The sequence below is a fragment of the Agrobacterium sp. ICMP 6402 genome (genome assembly GCF_009498615.1).
Taxonomy (GTDB): Bacteria; Pseudomonadota; Alphaproteobacteria; order Rhizobiales; family Rhizobiaceae; genus Agrobacterium; species Agrobacterium burrii.
In genome coordinates this window covers 138,553-155,868 of record NZ_QSNV01000012.1, presented here as the reverse complement: position 1 = coordinate 155,868, position 17,316 = coordinate 138,553, and the positions used below count along the sequence as shown (strand labels likewise).

The following is a 17,316-nucleotide window of genomic DNA, read 5'->3' as shown; positions in this document are numbered from 1 at the left end:
TGCCACGATATACTATTGCAAATAATGTCCAGCTGTCTCGGCCGTACACTTGCGCGGCAACTTTCGCGTGTCTAAAAGACGCGAAATGTTAATTCGCGTTACAGAGGACCAACTTCGTGGAACAGGTAAACACTCCAGTCGGCAAGGGCCGGCGCAAGGCTTTATGGGCAGCGGTTGCGATTATTGCCATCGCGGCTGCAGGTGTCATCGGTGGTAAAGCCTTCTACGAAGCAAAGGTTGATGAACTGATTGCCCGCAGCGGCGCAACGGCTCGCTCCGTGAACGTTGATTTTCTCGGACGAATCCATATTCGCGAGCTGACCCTGCCGCTTGAAGACGGCAAGAATATCCAGATCGCAGCGATCGACGGGCGTCCCAGACTTCCTTTCCTGGAAGGCGCGCTTGATATGAACGGCATCGATATTGACGTGCCGACCGGCAAGATCTCCATGGCGCATGCCCGTGTCGAGAATGCCGCCTTCAAGAAAGTGGCAGCGGCATCTGGCGATGGCAATGCAAACTCCCTGTCCAGACGCATGGAGCGCTTTGCAGCGACGCGCATTTCCACGCCTGAACTGACATTCACCCAGTCCATCGCCGACACCGAGCAGAAGACCGTGTACAACAACGCGGCTCTCGTGGACATCGCCGATGGCCGGGTCGCCCGCTATACGGTCGACAATGCCAGCTATGACATCAAGATGGCTTTGCCGGACAGCACTGGCACGATGGAAAAGAAGCACATGGTCGTCTCGACAGGTGCAATAACCGGCCAGGACTTCGACGCCGCCTACCTTGCAAGGCTCTACACGGAAAAGGCAGGGCCCGAAGACAAGGAGGCAAAACCTCTTTACGGACCACTCTCCGTCAGCAACATTTCCTTCTCCGACGGTGACGGTCGCTTCAGCTACGACGAAATACGCAGCGACGGCTTTACCGCTCGCATGCCGGCAGAGCCGCTGCTGGAAACCCTGAAGGCGCTGACGACAACCCAGAATGCCGATGAGCTTTCACCACAGGAGCGCCAGGCATTTTTCGGCAAGGTCGTGTCCATTCTGGACATGATGGGCAAGAGCAACATGCAGCTGCTGGGCTTCAAGGTCGACGCGCCTGATCAAAGCGAAGGGGCGGACGGCAAGCGGGTCAAGGCCACCATCGAGCGCATCGACATGCAGATGGACAGCCGCAAGCTCGATTTCGGCCTGAACGGCATGTCGATTGGCGATGGCGACGGCAAGATCGAAGTCGCCGAGGCAAGCCTCAAGGGCTTTGACTGGAGTTCCACAATCGAAGGTCTCTCCCAGATCGTCGGCTTCGATGAAACGAAGATGGAGACATTTCCGTTCAATCGGCTGATCCCGGAACTTGGCAGGGTGCGTGTCGGTGGCATCAACGTTGATATCGCCGCACCGGAAAAGACGGATGAAGAGGCCGCAGGCACGCCTGAACGCATCAAGTTCGCGCTCAAGAATTTCGAAATGGGCCTGACAAAGCCCTTCAATGGCATCCCGACCGATATAGAGATCAGACAGGAAGACCTCTCTCTGCCCATCCCGGCGGATTCGACCGAGGAAGTTTTTGTTGAAGCGCGCAAACTGGGTCTGGAGTCGATCGCCCTGTCTTATGCCATGGCCGCAGGCTGGGACGAGCCGAACAAAAACCTGGTGATCCGCGAAGTCTCGTTCAGCAGCAAGGATATTGGCAGCGTCAATTTTTCCGGTCTGGTGAGCGGGTTCACGGAAGAGTTCTTCTCCTTCGACCTTGGCCGCGCCCAGGCTGCGCTTTTCGGGCTTGCCGGTCGTGAGGTCAAATTCACGATCAAGGACGAGGGCATGATGGCCAAGGCGATCAAGCTTTATGCCCTGCAGAACGAGATGACCGAGGATCAGGTGCGTGGCACTTTGACGTTGGTTGCCAACGTGATGCTGCAGCAGGTGGCCGCCGAACAGCCGAAACTCCAGGATGCGGTGAACGCACTCGTCCAATTCATCAACACGCCGGGAACCTTGACCGTCACGGTCAAATCAACAGGCCCAAATGGCCTTGGCCTTTTTGACCTGGCTGCAGCCTCGGATAATCCGATGCTTCTTCTTGACAAGGTCGATATTCAGGCAACAGCCGAATAAGCCGGCCTATCGGCCGCCAATTATCTCAAGCTCAGTTTCCTGAGCTTGAGAAAACCTGAATATACATTTTGTCGCACCATTTGCGGGGCGGAATGTTGAAACTTCGAATAGGATTTTTACAAGCTTATTTAATAAGTTATTCCGAAAATCGGAAGTCATGCATTAACAGAAATCACAGATGGAAGCGTGAATATCGCGCCATGGGTTCGGCTCTTCCGCAGCCGACGGAAGGCACCCGACATATTTTCACGCACCGGCCGAAAAGACGGACCATCTTGTCATCAACGGTGCGGCCCTCGGGCCAGCGATGCGACAATGGCTGCCTCCATGCTGCGATGGACCAGCGTATGGTTTCGAATGCCCGCCCTTCGGCAGGCATCCGTCAGATCGCTATGACGCGCTTCAGATAACGCGTCATGTCCGGGAGGTTTTCACCTCCCGGCGCCGAAACCTCAATAATGGACCGAGAGGGAATCGATCGGCGTGCCCTTCGACGGGGTGAACTTGGTCAGGTCGATCCCTTCGACGGCTGCCTTGTATTCCTCAGCGCTTGGCGTGCGGCCAAGGATTGCCGACAGGACGACGACCGGGGTCGAGGCGAGAAGCGACTCCCCCTTCTTTTCGGCCGTGTCTTCCACGACGCGGCCCTGGAACAGGCGGGTCGAGGTGGCCAGAACGGTATCGCCCTTTTCCGCCTTCTCCTGGTTGCCCATGCACAGGTTGCAGCCCGGGCGCTCCAGATAGAGGATGTTCTCGTATTCGGTGCGGTTCGAGGTCTTCGGCTTCAGGTCGTCGAATTCGAAGCCGGAATACTTCTGCAGGATTTCCCAATCCCCTTCCGCCTTCAGCTCATCGATGATGTTGTAGGTCGGCGCGGCAACGACGAGCGGCGCCTTGAACTCGACCTTGCCTTCGGCCTTCTCGATGTTCTTCAACATCTGCGCGACGATCTTCATGTCGCCCTTATGCACCATGCACGAACCGACGAAGCCCAGATCGACCTTCTTGGTGCCGCCGTAGTAGGACACCGGGCGGATCGTATCATGGGTATAACGGCGCGATACATCGGCATTGTTGACGTCGGGGTCGGCGATCATCGGCTCGTCGATAACATCGAGATCCACGACAACTTCGGCGAAATATTTCGCATTGTCGTCAGGGGTCAAAGCGGGCTTTTCGCCCGAGCGGATCTCGGCAATACGATGATCCGCCTTGTCGATCAGGCCCTTCAGCGTCTGAGCGGCATTGTCCATGCCCTTGTCGATCATGATCTGGATGCGCGACTTGGCGATCTCCAGCGACTCGATCAGCGTCTCGTCCTCAGAGATACAGATCGACGCCTTGGCCTTCATCTCGGCCGTCCAGTCGGTGAAGGTGAAGGCCTGGTCGGCGAGCAGCGTGCCGATATGGACTTCGATGATGCGGCCCTGGAAGACGTTGTCGCCATGCTGCTTCAGCATCTGCGCCTGCGTCGCATGCACAACATCGCGGAAGTCCATATGCGGCTGCATCGCGCCCTTGAAGGTGACCTTGACGGATTGCGGGATCGGCATGGTCGCCTCGCCCGTCGCCAGCGCCAGCGCAACTGTGCCCGAGTCGGCGCCGAAGGCGACGCCCTTGGACATGCGCGTATGGCTATCGCCGCCGATGATGATCGCCCAGTCATCCACGGTGATGTCGTTCAGCACCTTGTGGATCACGTCCGTCATCGAATGATAGACACCCTTGGGGTCGCGCGCGGTGATGACGCCGAAATTGTTCATGAAGGACATGAGCTTGGGAATATTCGCCTGCGCCTTCTTGTCCCAGACGGATGCCGTGTGGCAGCCCGACTGATAGGCGCCGTCCACCAGCGGCGAAATGACGGTTGCCGCCATCGCCTCAAGTTCCTGCGCGGTCATCAGGCCGGTCGTATCCTGCGAGCCGACGATGTTCACCTTGACGCGAACGTCCGAACCGGCATGGAGAACCTTGCCGGGCGTTACGCCGACGGCGTTGCGGTTGAAGATTTTCTCAACGGCGGTGAGGCCCTGACCTTCGATCGCAATTTCCTTGTTCGGGGCAAAGACCGGCGTAGCCTCGACGCCGAGCGTCTGAGCCGCAAAGGTCTGGAGCTTCTTGCCGAAGACGATGGCGTAGGAGCTGCCCGCCTTCATGAATTCCATCTTCTGGGGCGTGAAGGCACCGGCGACGTCGACCAGTTCATTGCCGCTTTCGTCGCGAAGCTTGCGGTTCTTGGCGTCGATCTTGAGGACAGTGCCGGTCTCGACCGAATATTTCTGCTCGAGGATCGGGTTGCCGTCATTGTTGAGGATCGGCTTGCCGTCTTCACCGAGCTTCTTCACCCAGTTCTTCAGGTTGATGCCGATGCCACCAGTCACGTCGACGGTGGTGGCGAAGATCGGCGATATGCCGTTGGTGCCCGCCACGATGGGGGCGAAATTGACGAATGGCACATAGGGGCTGGCCTGCTTGCCGGTCCACAGCGCCACGTTGTTGACGCCGGACATGCGCGACGAGCCAACGCCCATCGTGCCCTTTTCGGCGATCATCATCACCCGCTTGTCGGGGTGCTGTTTCTGAAGCGCGACGATTTCCGCCTGCGCTTCCGGCGTGATCATACACTGGCCGTGCAACTGGCGGTCGGAGCGCGAATGCGCCTGGTTGCCGGGCGACAGAAGGTCGGTCGAAATATCGCCTTCTGCGGCGATGAAGGTCACGACCTTGATCTCGTCTTCGACATCCGGAAGCTTGGTGAAAAATTCAGCCTTGGCGTAGCTTTCAAGAACACCCCTGGCGATGGCATTGCCCGCCTTGAAGGCGTCACGCAGCCGGAACATGTCGGCGTCGTAAAGGAAGACCTGGGTCTTCAGGACCTCACCTGCCTGCCCGGCAAGTGCCGCGTCATCACCGAGCGTGATGTCGAGCAGCACTTCGACGGAGGGACCGCCCTTCATGTGCGACAGCAGTTCCAGCGCGAAGGTGGGCGTGATCTCTGGCACGACCGCTTCGCCAAGGATGATCTCCTTCAGAAAAGCCGCCTTGACGCCCGCGGCACTCGTGGTGCCCGGCAGGGAGTTGTAGATGAAGAATTTGAGAGCGTCCGTCCGGTATTCGCTACCGGCATCCTTGATAAGCGCAATGATTTCAGCGGTCAATGCGCCGTCATCGATCGGCTTGGGAGCGAGCCCTTGTTGTTCTCTGCTTTTGATCTCAGCCAGGTAATCCAAGTAAAGGTTCATCGCAATCCCAACGTCCTGATATGTATGGAGCCAAAACCCAGCACCACCGAACTGTCACGTCAATAGGTCTGGGTCTTTTATCGGTTTCGAGTACGCCAACCGGGGCCGGCTGACAAGATGTCGCATTTCAGTATAATCGTTTCAATCGTTCCGTTGTCCGACTGTCGCGACAAAAATGGGCGGCCCGTCTCCGAACCGCCCGTTCTTATATCAGACCAGCGTCATGCCGGCGCGACAATCATCAAAACTCCTCCCAGCTATCTGCAGACGTTTTCAGTGCGGCATTGCCGGAAAACGCCGCCTTGATCCTGCTGCCGAGGGCACGCGCCGGGGACGCTGTGGGCCTGTCTGACGAAGAGACGGTGCGGACCGGGGCGGAAGCTTCACTGTAACCACCTTCGGACAGTTTGAACTGGGCAATAAGCCCGTTGAGCGAAGAAGCCTCACGTGCAAGGCCATGGCTTGCAGCCGTGCTTTCCTCCACCATCGCGGCGTTTTTCTGGGTGTCCTGATCCATCTGGTTCACGGCCGTGTTGATCTGCTGGAGGCCGGAGGACTGTTCCTGCGCCGATTCCGCGATTGCCGCGACGTGCCGGTTGATTTCCTGCACTTCCGTGACGATCAACTCCAGCGCCCGGCCGGTTTCGCCAACCAGCTGCACGCCCTGCTGCACCTGACCGTTCGATGTCGTGATCAGGTTCTTGATCTCCTTGGCCGCACCCGCGGAACGCTGCGCCAGTTCACGAACCTCCTGCGCGACAACTGCAAAGCCCTTGCCCGCATCACCCGCACGGGCGGCTTCCACGCCGGCATTCAGCGCGAGCAGGTTGGTCTGGAAGGCGATCTCGTCGATCACGCCGATAATGTTGGAAATCTCATCGGCGGATTTGGCGATCTGCTCCATCGCGGAGACGGCTTTCTGCACCACTTCTCCGGACTTTTCCGCGCCGATCTTTGCGCGGCTGACGAGCTGACCCGCTTCCTGGGCGCGTTTGGTGGAATCCTTCACCGTGACGGTGATCTCTTCCAGCGCCGCCGCGGTTTCTTCAACGGCTGCCGCCTGCTGCTCCGTGCGTCTCGCCAGATCGTCTGCGGCAGACCTGATCTCGCCCGCACCGGCATCGATGCCGCGCGCATTCTGCGCCACCTGGGTCAGCGTCGATTGCAGCTGTTCGGCCGCCCTGTTGAAGTCGCCGCGAATGCCGTCGAGGCCGGACGCGAAAGGTTGAGCAATGCGGTAAGTCACATCGCCCTGGGAAATCTTCGAAAGAGCCGTGGCAAGGTTATCGACGGCGAACTGCACGTCGGCGGCTTCCTTCGCCTTCTGTTTTTCACGCTCGATCCGGTCTTTCTCCGAGGTCGAACGGTTGGCTTCCGTCTCGTTCTCAAGCCGGATGCGCTCGATTGCATTCTCACGAAACGCCTGAACGGCAGCGGCCATCTGGCCGACTTCATCCTTGCGGTCCATTCCGTCGATTTCGCTTGCCGTATCACCGGCCGCCAGAGATCCCATGCGGGCGCGAAGCCGCGCAATCGGGGTGGTGATGCCACGCGAGGAGACAAACAGGCCGAGTGCGATCAATGCCAGCGAAATGAGTGCTATGCTGACCAGAGCTGTCCAGATCGTCGTATTCGTGCTGGCGGTGAGCTGCTGCCTGCCATCATTCATCACCTGAATAAGCTGCTCGTTGCCTGCGCTGATCTTCGGCGACACTTCGCCGATTTTCCGAAGGACGTTCAGCGCCATCTGCTGCGCTTCAGCGGTTTTTCCCGCCTGCATCAGGGTGATGACCTGATTGCCGATTTCCTCGACTTCAACGACACCTTTCAGGATATCGCGGGCGGCATCCGTGCGGGCCGGCACCAGCTCCATGATCTTGTTCTGGCGTTCTTCGAGTTGTTTGCGGTCTGCCCTGAAAGTCTTGACCGCCGATTCGAAATCGCTGCCGGCCGGATCATTGAGGCTGGCGCGAAGCATCTGCATGCCGAGTGCATTGAGATTGCCGCTGGTTCTGGCGTTCAGCACCGCCGCAAGAGCCTCATTGGCGATGAAATCGCTATAGACCTGATCGGTGTTTTTGTATTGCAGGCTGACGTAGCTAATTCCGGACAGCGACATCAAACTCATCAGCGAAATGACAAAAACGACCTTCGTTTTTATCTTGGTATTCTTCAGGAAAGACATGAATGGCCTCAAGGCAAGCGCTCCGCCAGCCGCCCGTTAGGGAGGCCGGGGAAACATAAAATGAAACATCGCGGGTAGCTGTTGCCCCTCCTCATGGGGCGACAAGCGGATGCCCTTGTCCGAGCTGCCACGAGGCAGACCGAGGGGGCCGCTTGTTCTACCGGCTCCGCCGATGAAACCTTGGAACCTGCCTGTTTAGATTTCACAAAACCACTGAATGAAGTGTTACCTAATATATGCAAGTGCTCATAATTCGCTGCGCTGCAACCTTATTCGAGAAGCGATTTCGGGTGGAGCACCGTCAGTTTTCGACGAACAGTTTTTCGACTGCAAAATCGATGAAAACCCGCAGCCTTGGAGCCATGAACCGGGCAGACGGCCAGACTATCGAGAACTGACCCGGCGCGGCGAGATGTTCGTTCAAGACTGGCTTGAGCAGACCATCCCGGATGGCGTCCATCGCCAGAAATTCAGGCATGTAGGCGAGGCCCATCCCATCGATCGCCGCCGCCCGTATCGCTTCCATATTGCCGCAGGTGAGAGCGACACGCATGGTCGACAGGGGGTTATCACCATCTTCCAGCAGCCATTCCTGAAACTTGCCGGAGGTCGGAAAGCGGAACCGCAAAGCTTCATGGTTCGAGAGTTGGTCAGGATGAAGGGGCATGCCCATTCGTTGAAAATAGGCTGGCGACGCGCATAAAACGAAACGGAACGGTCCCAGACGTCGTGCGATCAGGCTCGAATCGTCAAGCTCGCCGCTGCGGATTGCCGCATCGAAGCCGCCTTCGATCAGATCGACCCGCCTGTCGTTGAAGTCGAGTTCCAGCTCGATATCAGGATATCGTCGACGGAATTCAGGCACGATCGGCAGCAGAAATCGGTAGCCGATCGTCGGAAGCGTCACCCGCAGACTGCCGCGCGGCAGAGCCTGATTATCCGTGACCGCCTCATGGGCGTCGCGCAGATCGGTCAAGATGGCGCGATACCGCTCAAACAGCATCGCCCCTTCATTGGTCAGCGTGACCTTTCGTGTGGTGCGGTTGAACAGCCGCACGCCCAACGACGCCTCCAGCCGGGCGATACTTTTTCCGACCGCAGACGGTGACAGTCCGAGGCTTTGCCCGGCCTTGGCGAAATTAAGCCTTTCGGCAACGCGCACAAAAGCATCGATCTCGCTCAACTTATCCATAGTCGTTTATTAGAGAATTTTGATCCGCAATGAAAGGCCGACAAGGCCGATTATCGAACTGCATTCGTCGGATGAGAATGTCGCGACATCATTTTCACTATCGGAGTTCGCATGATCGACATTTCTTACAGGCCATCCGTCAGCCGAAATTCGGTTTTGGCGGCGGTATGTCTCGCCGCCCTGACACTTCCCTTGAACTTCTCCGCCGGCGCGGTCGCCACGCCGGCGATTGGACGCGATATTGGCGGATCGCCGGAATCTCTCACCTGGATCACCAATGCTTTCATGCTGGCTTTCGGAAGCCTGTTGATGGCGGCCGGCGCGCTGGCGGATCGATATGGCAGACGGCGCGTGTTTCTGATTGGCCTTGCGCTATTTGTCGGCTTTTCCTTCGCGCTTGGGCTGGCGCCTTCAGTCTGGATCATCGACCTGTTACGCGCCGGTCAGGGCGTGGGTGCTGCTGCCGCACTGGCTGGCGGAACGGCGGCGCTGGCGCAGGAATTCGACGGCCATGCCAGAACGCGCGCCTTTGGGCTATTGGGAACGACCTTCGGCGTCGGGCTTGCCTCTGGTCCGCTGCTGACGGGATTGATGATCGAGACCGTCGGATGGCGGGCGATATTCCTCGCCGGCGGCCTGATCGGCCTTCTGGCCCTGATCCTCGGCCCGCCACGGATGCGAGAAACGAAAGATCCCGATGCTGCGCAGCTCGACTGGCCGGGAGCAGCAAGTTTTACCCTCACACTCACTCTGTTCACCGTCATGATGATCGAGCTGCCTGTTCTCGGGCCTACTGGCGTTACCGTTTTCAGCCTCGGATTTGCGATTTCGCTCGCGGCCTTCATCATGATCGAGATGCGGACGGCGCGGCCGATGCTGGACCTGTCGCTGTTCCGTTATGCGCGGTTTGTGGGTGTGCAATTGTTGCCGATCGCCACCTGCGCCTGCTTCGTCGTTCTTCTGGTTATCATTCCCTTGCGCCTGATCGGCATCGAGCAACAGGGAGCGATCAAGGCGGGGCTCATCATGCTGGGACTGTCGGCCCCCATGCTTGTCGTACCCATCGCGGCGACGATGTTGGCCCGTCATGTTTCACCCGGCCTGCTCTGCGGCACCGGCCTGCTGATCGCCGCTGCCGGCCTCGTCTGGCTTGCCGGTTTCACCGCAGAAGATGGCAGCATGATCGTTCTGCCCATGCTCGTCATCGGCATTGGAGCCGGCCTGCCCTGGGGCCTGATGGACGGCCTGTCCGTCGGCGTCGTGCCGGTGGAACGCGCGGGAATGGCGACGGGCATATTCAGCACTGTGCGGGTTGCCGGTGAAGGCATTGCGCTGGCAATCGTCAGCGCTGCTCTTTCCGCCTTGATTTCAGCCTCGCTCGGACGGCTGACGCCGCTCTCCGTATCTCTTCTAAACGAGACAGGGCAACGGCTGGCAGTCGGCGACCTGAGCGGGGCTGCGGCAATATCGTCCCACATCGGGGATGGTGTCTTGGGCGACGCCTATCAGACTGCGTTTTCGACGCTTTGCTGGTGGCTTGCCGCAGTGACGGCGCTCTGCGGGATCGCAATTTTCATCCTGCTGCCGAATGCTGCGACGGTCGCAAACGGTGAGGTCGAGCAACAGACAGCCGCGCAAGGGTAGAGACCGAAAACCCACCGACGCGCGCGGGGCGCGTCGTCCTATCCTGTGATGTGTGCCGGCTGCTATAGCCGACACATTGTGCATTCGATCAAGCCAGATGCTGGTTGAAGAAACCGGCGATCCGGTCGAACGGGATTTTGTCCGCGCGGTCGTAAAGATCAACGTGATTGGTATCCGGAATGATCACCAGTTCTTTCGGTTCAGCCGCCGCGGCGAAAGCGGTTTCACTGAAGTAGCGGGAATGCGCCTTCTCGCCATGGATAATCATGACCGGACGCGGAGATATCTCGGCGATATAGGTCAGGATCGGCATATTCATGAACGACAGCGGTGTGGTCTGCGACCAGGCATTGCCGGAGTTGACGGCACGCGCATGATAGCCACGCGGCGTCATGTAGTAGTCGTGGTAGTCGATCAGGAACTGCGCTTCGCCACCCTTTAGTTCGTTATAGGCCGGCTGATAGGCGGGCGTTCCCTTCTCGGCATCCACCCAGCGCTGCCGGCTCATCTGCTCCAGCGCCTGTGTGCGTTGCTCAAGCGTGACGCTGTCATTGTAGCCTTTCGACATCACCCGCGTCATGTCGTACATGGTGCTGGCCACGACCGCCTTCACGCGCTTGTCTGACGCAACCGCATTCAAGGCCATGCCACCCCAACCGCAAATGCCGATGACGCCGATGCGCTCGCGATCGACATAAGATTGCAGGCCGATGTAATCCACCGCCGCACTGAAGTCTTCGGTATTGATGTCAGGCGAAGCAATGTTGCGGGGCTCGCCGCCGCTTTCTCCGGTATAGGACGGGTCGAACGCCAGCGTGGCAAACCCGCGCTCCGCCATGGTCTGCGCGTAAAGCCCCGAGGACTGCTCCTTCACGGCACCGAACGGACCGCTGATGACGAGGGCCGCCAATGGCTGGCTTGCGCGGTTCTTCGGCAGGTAAAGGTCGCCCACCAGGGTGATGCCATAGCGGTTTTTGAACGAGACCTTCTCGTGGTCAACATTGTCGCTCTTCGGGAAGACCTTGTCCCAGGCAGCGGTCTGGGCGAAGGCCGGCATCGTGCTCGCAGCCTGCACCATGCCGATTGCGGCAACGGCGATGCCCGTTGCCTTCATCAGGTTGCGTCTGCCGGTGTTGAGTGTCTCGGTCGTTTTAATGTCGTTGGTCATGGGAGGTCTCCTGTGTGGATTAAATGCGTTCGATACGCAGCGGAAACTCCCCGGGGAGATGCAGCGCTTCATAGCCTTGTTCGAAGCGTCCCAGCCGGATCAGGCCGGGATGCCTGTAGTTGGCATAGAACATCGCCAGATTGCCCCAGGGCATGTAATAACAGAGGTCGTATGGTCGCTCATTGTCGAATGGCCCATGGCCTTCGACGGTCAACTTTCGCGGCAGATAAGCGATCTTCTCGTTGGAGCTGAAGTCAGCAATCCTGAGATCGAGCGGCAGCATGGATGCGAAGTCGCGCGCCGATGGATTGTCGTAAAGTACTGCCGTCATCGTGTTTTCTCCTGATGTCAGCTTGATTTTCACTTCAGTCCGCTCCTGATTGTTGGGGCCGCTTTTACTGAAAGCCCGGCCGGGGACGATGATTGCAGCGATTGCCAGCGCCAGCAGTTCACGTCGTTTCGCATGGGCAAATCTCATGCGCCTGCTGGTCTCCGTGTCACCCGCCAGGCGACAAGGGAAACGAGCGAGGAACCGCTGAGCAGCAGCGCGCTCATGGTGAAGGCCGACCACCACCCGAAAGCGTCGAATAAAACGCCGCCGAACGAGGCTCCGGCCGTAATCGCCAGCTGGATGACAGCGACCTGCAGCCCGCCGCCCGCCTCGGCGTCATCCGGGAGAATACGGCTGAGCCACGTGCCCCAGCCGACGGGCGCGGCGGTTCCAAGAAAACCCCAGCCGACAAGTGCGGCGACGACGGCAATTTTCACACCGCCCAAGGCGACCATGACAAGAGCGATACCAGCCATCAGCAAAGGGATGATCACGAGAATGCTGAACAGGCGTTTGTGCAGCAGCCTTCCGATGACCCATGTCCCGACAGCCCCCGCCAACCCCATGATCAAAAGGAGAAACGACAGCGTCTCAATTCCAACCTGTGTGACCTTTTCAAGAAATGGTCGCAGATAGGTGAAAAGCGCGAACTGCCCCATGAACAACAGGAAGATCGCGGTCATGCCTGCCGCGACAGGCGGGCGGGCGAGCAACCGGAAAACATTGGTGGATTTGCGTTCGCTCCGGGGTGGAAGTGCAGGCAGGGTGATCCACTGCCACAGCAGCGCCAGCAGCCCGATCGGCACGACCAGAAAGAAGGCGCCGCGCCAGCCGATATAGGCGCCCAGCAGGCTTCCGAGTGGTGCAGAAACCGTTGCCGCAACGGCGTTACCGGCGTTGAGCAAAGCTAGCGCCTTTGGCACTTGCTCGCGGGAAACGAGCCGCATCACAATGGCGGTGGACATCGACCAGAAGCCGCCGATCGAAATGCCGAGCAATGCCCGGCCGAGCATCAAAACGGGGAAAGACGGCGCAAAGGTCACGACCAGACCCGATACCATCAGCAGCGCCGTGAGGCCGAGGACGACGATACGCCGGTCAAGCCGCTGCGTCAGGCTGGCAATGAACAGGCTGGTCACCACCGCAAAAATACCCGAGATGGAAATCGCCTGCCCCGTATTTCCTTCCGAAACCCCGAGATCGGCAGCAATCGGCGTGAGCAGGCTGACGGGCATGAATTCCGACGCGATCAATACGAAAGCGCACAGCGTCATGCACAGAACGGCGCTCCACGCCGCGCCTTTGCTTTCTATGTTTTCATTATAGGTAAGGGTCACTCGTTCGGTCCCGTCGAAATTTGTTTCTGTGTTCGGACCGGAAGATATTGCCGGGAGACTTTGCCGACAATCCGTGCTAATCCGCATGAACTTATCGAAACTCAATATCAATCGAGGCTTTGATGCAGCGCGAGGACATGAAGGACCTGCTGTGGTTCATGGAGGTGGCCAAGGAACGCAGCTTTACAAAGGCCGCGGCGACGCTTGGAACGTCGCAATCGACATTGAGCTACACCATCAAGCAGCTGGAGGCCCGATTGGGCGTTCGTCTTTTGACAAGGACGACACGCAGCGTTGCAACGACAGACGCCGGCGAGCGGCTGTTTCTGTCACTTGCGCCACGATTTGAGGGCATTGCAGCCGATCTGGTGGACCTCGTCGCTTTCAGGGAAAAGCCCTCCGGCACCGTGCGCCTCACCCTGTCCGACCACGCTTTGCAGATGACAGTCTGGCCGAAATTAGCCCGTGTGCTCTCGGACTATCCGGACGTTCATGTCGAGCTTTATAGCGACAACGGCATGCGCAATATCGTTGAGGAACGCTTCGACGCCGGCGTGCGCTTAGGGGAAAGCGTCGACAAGGACATGATCGCCGTGCGGATCGGCCCGGACTGGCGTCTCAGGGCCGTGGCTTCACCGGAATACTTTTCAAGGCACGGCATCCCCGCTACACCGCAAGATCTGGTCGGCCATACCTGCATCAACACACGCCAGGCAACCTGGGGCGGATTTTACGCCTGGGAGTTTGAAAAGGACGGGCACGAGCTGCGGGTCAGGGTTGACGGCCAGTTGAGCTTCAATTCCTCGATGTCCCAGATCGATGCGGCCATAAAGGGTTACGGGATCGCTTACGTTCCAGAGGATATCGTTGAGGAACATATCACTGAGGGCAGATTGCAGGCGGCTCTCGATAACTGGAGCGAGCCCTTCACCGGCTACCATCTGTATTACCCCAGCCGACGCCAGATGTCGCCGGCGATGAAGGTGATCGTCGATGCCCTTCGGCATCATGTTTGATACACCATGACGATGCTACGTCATGATCCGAATAATCCCAATGTCAAAACAGGAGAACCGCTAACATGACAGTACCAACACCATCATTGGCGGCCTTGGCCGAAGAGCAAAAGTCGCTGGAGCTGTCGGCATTCAACTACGAGTTCGCCTGGACGCTGGGAAAACGAATTCGCCATAGGGCGTATGAGGGCAATTTGCCGGTGGCTATCGAGGTTCGCCACGGCATGGACGTTATTTTTGCAACGCTTGTCGGCGGCGCAACGATCGACAATTTCGACTGGACTCGCCGGAAATGCGCAGCAGTTCACCGTTTCCATCGCAGCTCGCTGCAGCTCAGACTGGAGGCGGAGGAAGGTGGTTATGATTTCAATCAAAAATTCAAGCTTCCGCCGGCCGACTACGTCGCAAGCGGCGGCGGCGTTCCATTGATACTGAAAGGTGGAACGCTCATCGGTACAGTTGCGGTCAGTGGCCTTCCCAATGTCGAAGACCACAATCTCGTGGTGGCCGTTCTCAGGGAAGTCTTGTCATAGACGGCAATTGCGGCTTGGTGGTCGAAACGACCGCATCGGAGAAAATTCAGTCAGATACTGGGATTTGCGATATTTTGTCGTAGACGACGGCTTGTGGAATATCCGCCACCATTTGTCTTGCGGTGGCCACCAGTTGTTCCACTTCGAAGATGACCGGCCGGCCGGCCGCCGTAACGAGGCCCCACTGGAACGGTATGTGAAATGAAAGGGGCAGAACGCGGACCCCTTCCACCGGCAGACCCCAGAGGGTGATCGATTCGACGATGGCGATGCCGAGCCCCATGCGCGCCAGCGAAAGGGAAACATAGGTCGCATTGCTGTCGATGACAGAGGAAAGATCGACACCGAGACTGGAAAGTACGTCGTTGATCCGCATGCGAAGGCGGAAGGGGTTGGCGGAGGCGATAAGCCGGTGTCCGGCAAGGTCTTCCGCAGAGATCACCGCCTTTTGCGCCAGTGGATGATCCTCCGCAACCACGGCGACGCACGGCACCTCCCCCAGCCAGTGAATGTCGATGCCGGGATTGTCGAGCGGAAGGCTGACCGCACCCAGATCCGCCGTGCCGGCCATCACTGCCTGCACGACATTTTCCGAAGAAATGCTCTGCAGATGCACGTGATCGGGGAACCTGTCGGCCGGCAGGGCCGCGAGCGCCCTCGGCAGAAGGCTGGAGGCAATCGCCGGAATGGCCGCCACCTCGATGGCCGTGCGGCGCGCGGCCCGGATGTGCCGTGCGCTTTCGCTGATCGTTCTGAGGCCGCTGAGAAACAGCTCCGCCTGGGCAAAAAAGGCGACACCCTTTTCGGTGGGGGTGATGCGCGGGCCGTTGCGATGCAGCAGCGCAAAACCGATTTCGCCCTCAAGGTCCTGAATGAGGCGCGTGACGACGGGTTGCGACTTGCCCAGCGCTTTTGCAGCACCGGTAATGCTGCCGATCGAAACCACCGCCACGAAAGCCTCGAGCTGCCGCGTATCGAGATAGTCAGACACCATTTTCCACTCCACCCCGAGACATGTGCTTTTCCGTATCGTCAACGCGCTATACCGGTCGGTTCGCCCGTCTGCAACCAAAGCGCCGCACGCCCGTCAAAGGGATCGAGAGTAGCGCCAAACCCGGCCACAAGCGCCCGCAGAACCATCGGCTTTTCGGCGTGATAAAGCGGCCATTCGCCATTCGGCGCGGCGGGCCGTTCGTCCTTTATGAATGAGACCCACAGTTGGTGGATTGCCTTTGCAAAACCCGCATCCGTCACCCGTTGACGCTCCGGCAGGTCACGGCTGTTGGAGCCATCGCGATACCAGACGGAGCCGACTTCCGCCCCGTGCGGCGCACCGAGTTCATCGGCCTCCAGCGGGCCGTAGAGATATTTATAGACCGGGTTGAAACGGGCATGCAGCCTGGCGAAACGGATCGCGGGAAGCTGGAAAACCAGATCGCCGGCAACCGCGCGCCAGATGCCGCGTGCACTGTGGCCCGGCAAGGCGGCACGATAGCGTTCGACAATGCCGGAACCGGTAAGGCCAAGCGGCAGAACACGCTCATGCAGCAGTTTCGCGCAGAGTGTGAAATCCATCTTCGGCTGCGCCGTCGCGTGGGTAACGTACTCTCCCGTCGTGCAGCCGATCATCATCGGCACGGCGGCGGTGCGCCCTGCCTGCGCGGCAGTTTCCGGGTGTTCCGACAGGCTCACCCCATCGACAACAGGCACAAATGGCACGCCGAGCATCGCCGCCGTCCCGTCGCGGGCAAAATCATGCTGCCCATAGGACTGGTTGCAGAGATCGCGCTGGATTTCGAGCAGCCTGTCCATTGGAAGAGCCGCAAGCGACGCATCGTCCGTATCTGCCGCCGCCAGAAAGCGGTGCGAGAGTTTGGCGGCGTCCTCAAGGGACGCAATTGCCGTGCTTGCCCCGCTCTGCGGCATGGCCCGGTGAAAAAGCCCTTTCGCCCGAGGCATGGCCATCAGCGTCGCGACCGCAAAGCCGCCCGCCGAGCGCCCTGCCAGCGTCACGCGGTCAGGATCGCCACCGAAGGCGGCGATATTGTCGCGCACCCATTCGAGCGCGGCAATGAGATCGAGCAGACCGCGATTGTCAGGCTTGCCCTCGACATGGAGGAAACCCAGTGCACCGAGGCGATAATTGACCGTGACCTCAACGATGCCGCTTGCCGCGAAAGCGCCGCTCTGCAGCACCGGCTCATTGGCCGAACCGACCGCATAACCGCCGCCATGGATCCAGAACAACACCGGCGACCGGCCCGCCGGGTCCGGCGTGCGGATGTTGACGGTGAGAAAATCCTCGCCGAATGCAAGTTTAGAGGTCGCAGCGGTGCCGACCGGACCATAGGTCGGGATTTGTGGACAGACGGGGCCAAGCCGGGTGGCATCGCGCACATCCTGCCACGGCAAAACCGGCTGCGGCGCTTCGAAACGCCGCTCCGGCATGACTGGCGCGGCATAGGGCACGCCGAGAAAGGCGTGAATGCCGTTTTCCCTGATACCCTGCAGCGCGCCGGCTGCCACTTGAACAATCGTCATG

At 59.1% G+C, this 17,316-nt stretch carries 12 protein-coding genes; 4 read left to right on the top strand and 8 right to left on the bottom strand.

All coding sequences use genetic code 11. From position 1 onward, the window contains the following. The first annotated feature begins 116 nt into the window (after window positions 1-116). Complete coding sequence (locus tag DXT96_RS23995; RefSeq protein ID WP_371418987.1) at window positions 117-2,126, top strand: hypothetical protein; 2,010 nt, start codon at window positions 117-119, stop codon at window positions 2,124-2,126. Window positions 2,127-2,578: 452 nt separating this feature from the next. Here DXT96_RS23995 and DXT96_RS23990 read toward each other — a convergent pair whose 3' ends face one another. From DXT96_RS23990 to DXT96_RS23980, 3 genes are all read right to left on the bottom strand, one after another. Continuing rightward, a complete protein-coding gene (locus DXT96_RS23990; protein WP_153516780.1) occupies window positions 2,579-5,368 on the bottom strand; it encodes a bifunctional aconitate hydratase 2/2-methylisocitrate dehydratase in 2,790 nt (929 codons plus the stop codon). A 241-nt stretch (window positions 5,369-5,609) separates the two neighbouring features. Beyond that, on the bottom strand, window positions 5,610-7,553 hold the full coding sequence (locus DXT96_RS23985) for a methyl-accepting chemotaxis protein (protein WP_153516779.1): 1,944 nt from the start codon (window positions 7,551-7,553) through the stop codon (window positions 5,610-5,612). A gap of 301 nt (window positions 7,554-7,854) precedes the next feature. Next, the gene (locus DXT96_RS23980; RefSeq protein ID WP_153516778.1) at window positions 7,855-8,745 is read right to left on the bottom strand and encodes a LysR substrate-binding domain-containing protein; all 891 of its coding nucleotides are present in this window, start codon (window positions 8,743-8,745) and stop codon (window positions 7,855-7,857) included. A 111-nt stretch (window positions 8,746-8,856) separates the two neighbouring features. Here DXT96_RS23980 and DXT96_RS23975 point away from each other — a divergent pair, with 111 nt between their 5' ends. Continuing rightward, window positions 8,857-10,389 carry an MFS transporter gene (locus DXT96_RS23975; RefSeq protein ID WP_194287729.1) on the top strand — a complete coding sequence of 511 codons (1,533 nt, stop codon included), beginning with the start codon at window positions 8,857-8,859 and terminating at the stop codon, window positions 10,387-10,389. A gap of 88 nt (window positions 10,390-10,477) precedes the next feature. On the opposite strand, the gene DXT96_RS23970 is transcribed toward DXT96_RS23975, so the two are convergent. The 3 genes from DXT96_RS23970 to DXT96_RS23960 are packed head-to-tail and all read right to left on the bottom strand — an operon-like array spanning window position 10,478 to window position 13,225. Further along, window positions 10,478-11,557: an alpha/beta hydrolase gene (locus tag DXT96_RS23970; RefSeq protein ID WP_153516777.1), complete on the bottom strand. Its 1,080-nt coding sequence runs from the start codon at window positions 11,555-11,557 to the stop codon at window positions 10,478-10,480. A 19-nt stretch (window positions 11,558-11,576) separates the two neighbouring features. Then, window positions 11,577-12,035, bottom strand: a complete 459-nt coding sequence (locus tag DXT96_RS23965) for a cyclophilin-like fold protein (protein ID WP_153516776.1) — start codon at window positions 12,033-12,035, stop codon at window positions 11,577-11,579. Next, on the bottom strand, window positions 12,032-13,225 hold the full coding sequence (locus tag DXT96_RS23960) for an MFS transporter (RefSeq protein WP_371418986.1): 1,194 nt from the start codon (window positions 13,223-13,225) through the stop codon (window positions 12,032-12,034). Before DXT96_RS23960 ends, DXT96_RS23965 begins: the two co-directional genes overlap by 4 nt. Window positions 13,226-13,347: 122 nt before the next feature. Here DXT96_RS23960 and DXT96_RS23955 point away from each other — a divergent pair, with 122 nt between their 5' ends. After that, a complete protein-coding gene (locus DXT96_RS23955) occupies window positions 13,348-14,241 on the top strand; it encodes a LysR family transcriptional regulator (RefSeq protein ID WP_153516774.1) in 894 nt (297 codons plus the stop codon). Between the two features lie 65 nt (window positions 14,242-14,306). Beyond that, window positions 14,307-14,774 (top strand): heme-degrading domain-containing protein, encoded by a 468-nt coding sequence (locus DXT96_RS23950; RefSeq protein ID WP_153516773.1) that lies wholly within the window; start codon window positions 14,307-14,309, stop codon window positions 14,772-14,774. A 46-nt stretch (window positions 14,775-14,820) separates the two neighbouring features. Here DXT96_RS23950 and DXT96_RS23945 read toward each other — a convergent pair whose 3' ends face one another. Further along, complete coding sequence (locus DXT96_RS23945) at window positions 14,821-15,768, bottom strand: LysR family transcriptional regulator (protein WP_149901342.1); 948 nt, start codon at window positions 15,766-15,768, stop codon at window positions 14,821-14,823. A 38-nt stretch (window positions 15,769-15,806) separates the two neighbouring features. Then, window positions 15,807-17,315, bottom strand: coding sequence for a carboxylesterase/lipase family protein (locus DXT96_RS23940; RefSeq protein ID WP_153516772.1), 1,509 nt, complete (start codon window positions 17,313-17,315; stop codon window positions 15,807-15,809). Between the last annotated feature and the right edge of the window lies 1 nt (window position 17,316).

Coding starts and splice junctions, on each gene's coding strand:
- DXT96_RS23990 (WP_153516780.1), bottom strand. CDS start 5,368: ATGAACCTTTACTTGGATTACCTGGCTGAGATCAAAAGCAGAGAACAA.
- DXT96_RS23985 (WP_153516779.1), bottom strand. CDS start 7,553: ATGTCTTTCCTGAAGAATACCAAGATAAAAACGAAGGTCGTTTTTGTC.
- DXT96_RS23980 (WP_153516778.1), bottom strand. CDS start 8,745: ATGGATAAGTTGAGCGAGATCGATGCTTTTGTGCGCGTTGCCGAAAGG.
- DXT96_RS23975 (WP_194287729.1), top strand. CDS start 8,857: ATGATCGACATTTCTTACAGGCCATCCGTCAGCCGAAATTCGGTTTTG.
- DXT96_RS23970 (WP_153516777.1), bottom strand. CDS start 11,557: ATGACCAACGACATTAAAACGACCGAGACACTCAACACCGGCAGACGC.
- DXT96_RS23965 (WP_153516776.1), bottom strand. CDS start 12,035: ATGAGATTTGCCCATGCGAAACGACGTGAACTGCTGGCGCTGGCAATC.
- DXT96_RS23955 (WP_153516774.1), top strand. CDS start 13,348: ATGCAGCGCGAGGACATGAAGGACCTGCTGTGGTTCATGGAGGTGGCC.
- DXT96_RS23950 (WP_153516773.1), top strand. CDS start 14,307: ATGACAGTACCAACACCATCATTGGCGGCCTTGGCCGAAGAGCAAAAG.
- DXT96_RS23945 (WP_149901342.1), bottom strand. CDS start 15,768: ATGGTGTCTGACTATCTCGATACGCGGCAGCTCGAGGCTTTCGTGGCG.
- DXT96_RS23940 (WP_153516772.1), bottom strand. CDS start 17,315: ATGACGATTGTTCAAGTGGCAGCCGGCGCGCTGCAGGGTATCAGGGAA.